The organism is uncultured Aquabacterium sp. (assembly GCF_913773725.1).
Lineage (GTDB): Bacteria > Pseudomonadota > Gammaproteobacteria > Burkholderiales > Burkholderiaceae_C > Aquabacterium.
This window is the reverse complement of record NZ_CAJYGK010000142.1, coordinates 24,106-30,962: the sequence shown is the minus strand read 5'-3', so window position 1 is coordinate 30,962 and position 6,857 is coordinate 24,106. Positions and strand designations below refer to the sequence as shown.

The following is a 6,857-nucleotide window of genomic DNA, read 5'->3' as shown; positions in this document are numbered from 1 at the left end:
GTCGCCGTCCATGATCTGGCCCAGCTTGTAGAGGGTCAGGTTGATGCGGTGATCGGTGAGCCGGCCCTGCGGGAAGTTGTAGGTGCGGATGCGGTCGGAGCGGTCGCCCGTGCCCACCAGGCTCTTGCGGGTGGCGGCCTCTTTCGCCTGGCGCGCGATGCGCTCCTGGTCGCGGATGCGGGCGGCCAGCACGGCCAGCGCCTTGGCCTTGTTGCGGTGCTGGCTGCGGTCGTCCTGGCATTCGGCCACCAGGCCCGTGGGCAGGTGGGTGATGCGCACGGCCGAATCCGTCTTGTTGATGTGCTGGCCGCCGGCGCCGCTGGCGCGGAAGGTGTCGATGCGCAGGTCGGCAGGGTTGATCTCGACTTCTTCGGCCTCGTCGGGCTCGGGCAGCACGGCCACGGTGCAGGCGCTGGTGTGGATGCGCCCCTGGGTTTCGGTGACCGGCACGCGCTGCACACGGTGGCCGCCGGATTCGAACTTGAGCCGGCCGTAGACGCCGTCGCCTTCGACGCGGATCACGACTTCCTTGTAGCCGTTCAGATCGGACTCGCTGGCCGAGAGGATCTCGGTGCGCCAGCCCTGGCGTTCGGCGTGGCGCAGGTACATGCGGGCCAGGTCGGCGGCAAACAGCGTCGATTCGTCGCCGCCGGTGCCGGCGCGGATTTCCACGAAGGCGTTGCGGTGGTCGTCGGGGTCGCGGGGCAGCAGGGCGGTCTGCAGTTCGGCTTCCAACTGGGCCAGTTCGGCCTCGGCCTCAGCGATTTCCTGCGTGGCCATGGCGCGCATCTCGGCGTCGTCGCCGGCGTCGTCCAGCAGCTGGCGGGCGGTGTCGCGGTCAAGCTGGCGCTGGGTGTGGCGGCGGGCCAGGTCGCACACGCTGCTGACTTCGGCATGCTCGCGCGAGAGCTCTCGGTAGCGCTTGTTGTCAGCGGCCACGGCCGGGTCCGCCAAAGCGGCGTCGAGCTCCTGCAGGCGGTGGCCCAGGCGTTCGAGCGAGGCGGCGAGCGACGGCGCCAGGCCGCCGCTCACGCCTTGTCCTCGTCCGGCTGGTGGCGGTCGTCCGGTTGCACGCCGGCGCGGGGCAGTTCACCGCGCAGGAAGAGGCGCGACAGCGTGGCCGCCACCTGGGGGCGGTGGTGCGGGCTGGCGCTGTGCAGCTCGGCCATGGCGCCGTGCAGCATCTTCTGGGTCAGGCCCTTCGACAGGATGTCGAGCACCTGTTCCAGGTCGGCGCCCTTGGCCAGCTGCTTGCGTGCGCGCGCCAGTTCGGCGGCGCGCCAGGCGTCGGCCTGGGCGTGCAGCGCCTGGATCAGTGGCACGGTGGTGCGCTGGTCCAGCCAGTGCACAAAGCCCTGCACGCCGGTTTCGATGATGGCCTCGGCCTGGGCCACGGCCGCCTGACGCTTCTCGCCGGCGGTCTGCACCAGGGCCGAGAGGTCATCGACGGTGTAGAGGTAGACGTCGCCCAGCTGCCCGACTTCGGATTCGATGTCGCGCGGCACGGCCAGGTCGACCATGAACATGGGGCGGCGCTTGCGGGCCTTGAGTGCGCGCTCGACGGCGCCCAGGCCGATGATGGGCAGGGTGCTGGCCGTGCAGGACACGACGATGTCGAACTCGTGCAGGCGGTCGGGCAGGTCGGCCAGGCGCATGGCCTGCGCACCCAGGTGCGTGGCGAGCTTTTCGCCGCGCTCGAGCGTGCGGTTGGCCACGGCCATCACGCGGGGCGTGCGGGCGGCGAAGTGCGTGGCGGTCAGTTCGATCATCTCGCCGGCACCCACGAACAGCACGCGCGTCTTGCGCAGGTCTTCGAACAGCTGGCTGGCCAGGCGCACCGCGGCGGCGGCCATGCTGATGGAGTGCGCGCCGATTTCGGTGGACGTGCGCACCTCCTTGGCCACGGCAAAGCTGCGCTGGAACAGCTGGTGCAGCGTCGTGCCCAGGGTGCCGGCCGTGTCGGCTTCGCGCACGGCCTGCTTCATCTGACCGAGGATCTGGGGTTCGCCCAGCACCATGGAATCGAGCCCGCTGGCCACGCGGAAGGCGTGGCGTGCAGCCTGGCCACCTTCCAGCACATAGGTGTGGCGCATCAGTTCGTCGTGCGAGACGCCGCCGATGCCCGAGAGCCAGTCGACCGCGGCATGCTGGAGCGCGTGCACCGGCTCGGCCGGGTGCCCGGCGGCGCAGTACAGCTCGGTGCGGTTGCAGGTGGACAGCAGGGCGACTTCAGCCTGCGTGGCGCCGGTCAGGCGCTGGTGCAGGGTCTTGAGCGTGGGCGCGAGCTGGTCCACCGCGAACGCGAACCGGCCGCGCAGGTCGACGGCGGCGGTCGTGTGGTTGAGGCCCAGGGTCAAGACAGTCATGGGGCAGCATTATAAAATCCCAGGTTGGCCATGGGTGTGCCATCGCGGCGCACCCTTTTTCGATGGCGGCGATAGGGCAAGCCCATTTCGACGTTGTTTGTTGATGCAGGGCAAATTCGCAAGACGACCCTGCTGCCGGAATGCCATGGGACCGCTGGACGCGCTCATCCACATCGTGAACTTTTTCCTGCCCGCCATGGGCATGGCGCTGTTGGTGCCTTCGCTGGCCCGGCTGGTGTGGTGGAAGCCGCTGAAGGGACAATGGGCGCGTCAGGCCCGTTGGGTGGCCGGGGTGGGCGCAGGCGTGCTGGTGGCTGGCCTGGTGCTGACCGGCCGCGATGGGGCCATGCTGACCTATGGCGCGCTGGTGCTGTCGTCGGCGCTGGTGATCTGGTGGACGGGATTGCGTTGAGATGACCTACAGCGTCAAGGAAATTTTCTACACCCTGCAAGGCGAGGGCACGCACGCCGGCCGGCCGGCCGTGTTCTGCCGCTTCGCGGGGTGCAACCTCTGGACGGGCCGCGAGGCCGACCGTGCGGAGGCCGTCTGCCGCTTTTGCGACACCGATTTCGTCGGCACCGACGGGCTGGGTGGGGGCAAGTTCGCCACCCCGGCCGAACTGGCCGCGCGCATCGCGTCGTTCTGGCCCGACACGCCGGCGGGCTCACAGGGTCAGCGCTTCGTGGTGCTGACCGGCGGCGAGCCGCTGCTGCAGGTCGACGAAGCCCTGGTGCTGGCGCTGCACGCGCAGGGTTTCGAGATCGCGGTCGAGACCAATGGCACGGTGGCCGCGCCGGCCGGGCTGGACTGGATCTGCGTGAGCCCGAAAGCTGGCTCGACCCTGGTGCAGACGCGCGGTCATGAACTCAAGGTGGTGGTGCCGCAGGCCGGCTTCACCGAAGACGATCTGCGCGCCTTTGAAAAGCTGGACTTCCAGCAGTTCAGGGTGCAGGCCATGGACAGCGCGCTGCCCGGTGCGCGCGACCAGGCCATGAACTGGGCGGTCCAGTGGTGTCTGGACCACCCGCGCTGGTTGCTCAGCGTGCAGACCCACAAGACACTGGGCATCCGCTGAGACACACGGAAAGGGCCCGTCAGCCCTTTCGGAAAACATCATGTTCGAACTGAGTCAGACCTTTTCTTTCGACGCCGCCCACACGCTGAAGCGCAATGTCTCTCCCGAGGAGGCAGCGGGCAGCCGCCGCATCCACGGCCACACCTACACGGCCGAGGTGACGGTGCGCGGCGAGCGCCAGCCCGAATCGGGCATGGTGGTCGACCTGGCGGTGCTGCGCGAAGTGCTGGCCGAGATCCGCAGCCAGCTGGATCACCACTTCCTCGACGAAGTGGCCGGCCTGGGCGCGCCCACGCTCGAGAACCTGAGCGTGTTCATCCACGCCCACGTGCAGCGCCGCATTCCGCAGGTGTCGAGCGTGGCCGTCTCGCGCGCTGCGGGCGACCGCTGCGTGTACCGCCCGCAAGCCTGAGTCCGCCATGAGCGACCGCAGCCTGGCCGAACGCAGCCGCGCGGCCGTCTGGCACCCGTGCACGCAGATGAAGGTGCACGAGCGGTTTCCGCCGCGCGCCATCGTCGCCGCCGACGGCCCCTGGCTGATCGACGAGCAGGGCCATCGCATCCTCGATGCCGTCAGCTCGTGGTGGGTCAACCTGTTCGGCCACAACTTCGCGCCGATCCGTGAGGCCATCACCGACCAGCTGGGTCGGGTCGACCACATCATGCTGGCCGGGCTCACGCACCCGCCGGTGGTCGAACTCTCGGAGCGGCTGGCCGCGCTGACCGGGCTGGGCCACGCCTTCTATGCCAGCGACGGCGCCAGCGCCACCGAGATCGCGCTGAAGATGAGCGCCCACAGCTGGCGCAACCGCGGCCGGCCCGGCAAGCACCGTTTCATCGGGCTGGAAGGCGGCTACCACGGTGAAACCGCCGGGGCGCTGTCCGTCACCGACATCCCGCTGTTCCGCGAGGCGTATGCGCCGCTGCTGCGCCTGAGCGCCACGCTGCCGTCGCCCGATCCGCGCCGTGCGGCGCCGGGTGTGAGCCCGGAAGCCCATCTGGCGCACTGCATTGCCGCGCTGGAGTCCTGGCTGGCCGAGCACCACGAAGAGACGGCGGCGCTGATCCTCGAGCCGCTGGTGCAGGGGGCCGCCGGCATGGCGATGTACGACCCGGCCTACCTGGTGGCCGTGCGCGCCTTATGCGACCGGTACGCCGTGCACTGGGTGGCCGACGAGATCGCGGTGGGCTTCGGCCGCACCGGCACGGTGTTCGCGCACCAGCAGGCCATCGGGCCGGGTGGCATCGCGGTCAAGCCCGATTTCATCTGCCTGAGCAAGGGCCTGACGGGGGGTGTGCTGCCGCTGTCGGCCGTGCTGACGACCGACGACGTGTACGCCGCGTTCTACGACGATCGCACCGTGCACGGCTTTCTGCATTCGCACTCGTACACCGGCAACCCGCTGGCCTGCCGGGCGGCGCTGGCCGTGCTGGACACCCTGGCCGCCCGCGATGCCGAAGGCCGCGATGTGCTGGCGCGCAACCGTGAGGCCGCAGCCCGCTTCGATGACCTGACCGCCCCGCTGCGGGCGCATCCGCGGGTGAAGGCGCACCGCCGCATCGGCATGATCTGGGCGTGGGACATTGACGTGGCCGAGCCGACGTTTGCCGCGCGCTACCACCGTGCCGCGATGGAGGCGGGGCTGCTGCTGCGCCCGATTGGCGCCACGCTGTACGTGATGCCGCCCTACGTGCTGACCGAAGCCGACCAGGCGTTCCTGGCCGAAGGGCTGCTGCGCGCGCTGGATCAGGTGTTGAGCGAGTGCGACGCGCTGCCTCGGGCAGACGCGGCCACGGTGCCGGTGCCCTGACGGCTTGCCCCTTTTCTCACCGCGACACACCATGCCCGCCTACTTCATCACCGGCACCGACACCGGCATCGGCAAGACCCGCACCAGCTGTGCCTTCGTTCACGCCCTGCGCAACGCCGGCCACGCCCGTGTGGTGGGCATGAAGCCGGTGGCAGCCGGCTGTGACTGGGTGCCGGGTACCGACGGACATCCGGGCCAATGGCTCAACGAGGACATCGCAGCGCTGCGGGCGGCATCGAGCCTGCATGTGCCAAGCAGCTTCGACAACCCGTATGCGCTGTCCGACGCCGTGTCGCCGCACATCGCCGCGCGGAACGCAGGTGAGCGCATCGATCTGGCCCACATCGAGGCCAGCTTCCATGCGCTCAGCCAGCATGCTGACGCGGTGGTGGTGGAGGGCGCGGGCGGCTTCATCGTGCCCTTGCACGAGCCCGCCCTCGCCGACGCGAGCGGGGACCCGGGCGAGTGGCTGACCAGCGCCGATCTGGCGCAGCGGCTGGCGCTGCCTGTCATCCTGGTCGTGGGCTTGCGGCTCGGGTGCCTGAACCACGCGCTGCTCACACAGGAAGCCGTCGTGTCGCGCGGCCTGACCCTGGCCGGCTGGGTGGCCAACGTCGTGGATCCGGCGATGCCCGAGCAGGCGGCCAACCTGGTCACGCTGCAGCGTCGCATCCAGGCTCCCATGCTGGCCCACTGGTCCTGGGATCCGGCCGCCACCCCGGCGGAGCTGGCTCGCTCCTTGAGCCTGCCCTGAACGGTCAGGCGGGATGCCAGTCAGCTCGAGAACGGAGCCGGTCCCGGGTCGGCGTCCAGCCATGCTCTGACCGAGGGCGGCAGAGGCTGACCGGTTGCGCGGCTGCGCTCATCGGGCACGGGCGCCAGCCGGGTCGTGGCCAGGGGCAGAACGCCGGCCCAGGCCGGATGATCCCCATCCTGATCCTTGTCGCGTGGGCCCCAGTTGCGCACCTTGGCGCTGGCCTCTTCCAGCGGCATCGAGAGCACCAGCGTGGCCTTGAGTTCGCTGTCGTCGGCCGGGCGTGCTTCGTGTTCACGGCCAGGCAGCAGGCGAGCCATGAAGGCATCCAGTGCGGCCGGCTTGTCCGCATCGGGCACCACGGTGAAGCGGCCATAGGCCACCACCGAACGGTAGTTCATCGAATGCGAGAAGGCCGATCGGGCGAGTACCAGGCCGTCCAGATGGGTGACGGTCACGCAGGCATTCACCCCGCTGGCCAGGCGGCGCATCATCGGGCTGCCGTTCGAGCCGTGGATGTACAGCGCCTCGCCGATGCGCCAGCAGGCCGTGGGCAGGCACACCGCGAACGGCTCGCCTGATTCATCGTGTCCCCGTGTGTCGGTGAAGGCCACATGGCACAGCCAGGCTGCATCCACGATGGCATGCAGAGTGTCGCGGTCGTAATGGCCTCGTTCGCTGGCGCGGCGGATGGTGGCGCGCCGTGACGGGGGCGTGCCGACGGGTGCGGCGTCGATGTCGTGGGACACGGGGTTCCTCCTGTTTCGGGGTGGGGGCGGCGGAATGCCGCGCTCGACACCGTGGACGATAGGGATGACGTGGTTCCATGAAAAGAGCCACACAATGGAGG

Annotated in this window: 8 protein-coding genes; 5 read left to right on the top strand and 3 right to left on the bottom strand. The window is 69.7% G+C overall.

Annotation, left to right across the window (positions count from 1 at the left end):
• Window positions 1–1,020, bottom strand: a 1,020-nt coding sequence (gene prfA, locus QZ709_RS16790; RefSeq protein WP_294638589.1) for a peptide chain release factor 1, incomplete at its 3' end; no start/stop codon positions are given.
• Window positions 1,021–1,028: 8 nt separating this feature from the next.
• Complete coding sequence (gene hemA / locus QZ709_RS16785; RefSeq protein ID WP_294638587.1) at window positions 1,029–2,366, bottom strand: glutamyl-tRNA reductase; 1,338 nt, start codon at window positions 2,364–2,366, stop codon at window positions 1,029–1,031.
• A 145-nt stretch (window positions 2,367–2,511) separates the two neighbouring features.
• On the opposite strand from hemA, the gene QZ709_RS16780 reads away from it, so the two are divergent.
• From QZ709_RS16780 to bioD, 5 genes are read left to right on the top strand one after another with little or no spacing between them, the layout of a single operon-like run.
• On the top strand, window positions 2,512–2,778 hold the full coding sequence (locus QZ709_RS16780; RefSeq protein WP_294638586.1) for a hypothetical protein: 267 nt from the start codon (window positions 2,512–2,514) through the stop codon (window positions 2,776–2,778).
• 1 nt (window position 2,779) lies between these two features.
• Window positions 2,780–3,442, top strand: a complete 663-nt coding sequence (queE, locus tag QZ709_RS16775) for a 7-carboxy-7-deazaguanine synthase (RefSeq protein ID WP_294638585.1) — start codon at window positions 2,780–2,782, stop codon at window positions 3,440–3,442.
• Between the two features lie 40 nt (window positions 3,443–3,482).
• Window positions 3,483–3,854: a 6-carboxytetrahydropterin synthase gene (locus QZ709_RS16770; RefSeq protein WP_294638584.1), complete on the top strand. Its 372-nt coding sequence runs from the start codon at window positions 3,483–3,485 to the stop codon at window positions 3,852–3,854.
• A 7-nt stretch (window positions 3,855–3,861) separates the two neighbouring features.
• A complete protein-coding gene (bioA, locus tag QZ709_RS16765; RefSeq protein ID WP_294638583.1) occupies window positions 3,862–5,253 on the top strand; it encodes an adenosylmethionine--8-amino-7-oxononanoate transaminase in 1,392 nt (463 codons plus the stop codon).
• A gap of 31 nt (window positions 5,254–5,284) precedes the next feature.
• Window positions 5,285–6,007 carry a dethiobiotin synthase gene (gene bioD / locus QZ709_RS16760; RefSeq protein ID WP_294638582.1) on the top strand — a complete coding sequence of 241 codons (723 nt, stop codon included), beginning with the start codon at window positions 5,285–5,287 and terminating at the stop codon, window positions 6,005–6,007.
• 20 nt (window positions 6,008–6,027) lie between these two features.
• Here bioD and QZ709_RS16755 read toward each other — a convergent pair whose 3' ends face one another.
• Window positions 6,028–6,756, bottom strand: a complete 729-nt coding sequence (locus QZ709_RS16755; protein ID WP_294638581.1) for a pyridoxamine 5'-phosphate oxidase family protein — start codon at window positions 6,754–6,756, stop codon at window positions 6,028–6,030.
• Window positions 6,757–6,857 lie beyond the last annotated feature (101 nt).

Coding starts and splice junctions, on each gene's coding strand:
- hemA (WP_294638587.1), bottom strand. CDS start 2,366: ATGACTGTCTTGACCCTGGGCCTCAACCACACGACCGCCGCCGTCGAC.
- QZ709_RS16780 (WP_294638586.1), top strand. CDS start 2,512: ATGGGACCGCTGGACGCGCTCATCCACATCGTGAACTTTTTCCTGCCC.
- queE (WP_294638585.1), top strand. CDS start 2,780: ATGACCTACAGCGTCAAGGAAATTTTCTACACCCTGCAAGGCGAGGGC.
- QZ709_RS16770 (WP_294638584.1), top strand. CDS start 3,483: ATGTTCGAACTGAGTCAGACCTTTTCTTTCGACGCCGCCCACACGCTG.
- bioA (WP_294638583.1), top strand. CDS start 3,862: ATGAGCGACCGCAGCCTGGCCGAACGCAGCCGCGCGGCCGTCTGGCAC.
- bioD (WP_294638582.1), top strand. CDS start 5,285: ATGCCCGCCTACTTCATCACCGGCACCGACACCGGCATCGGCAAGACC.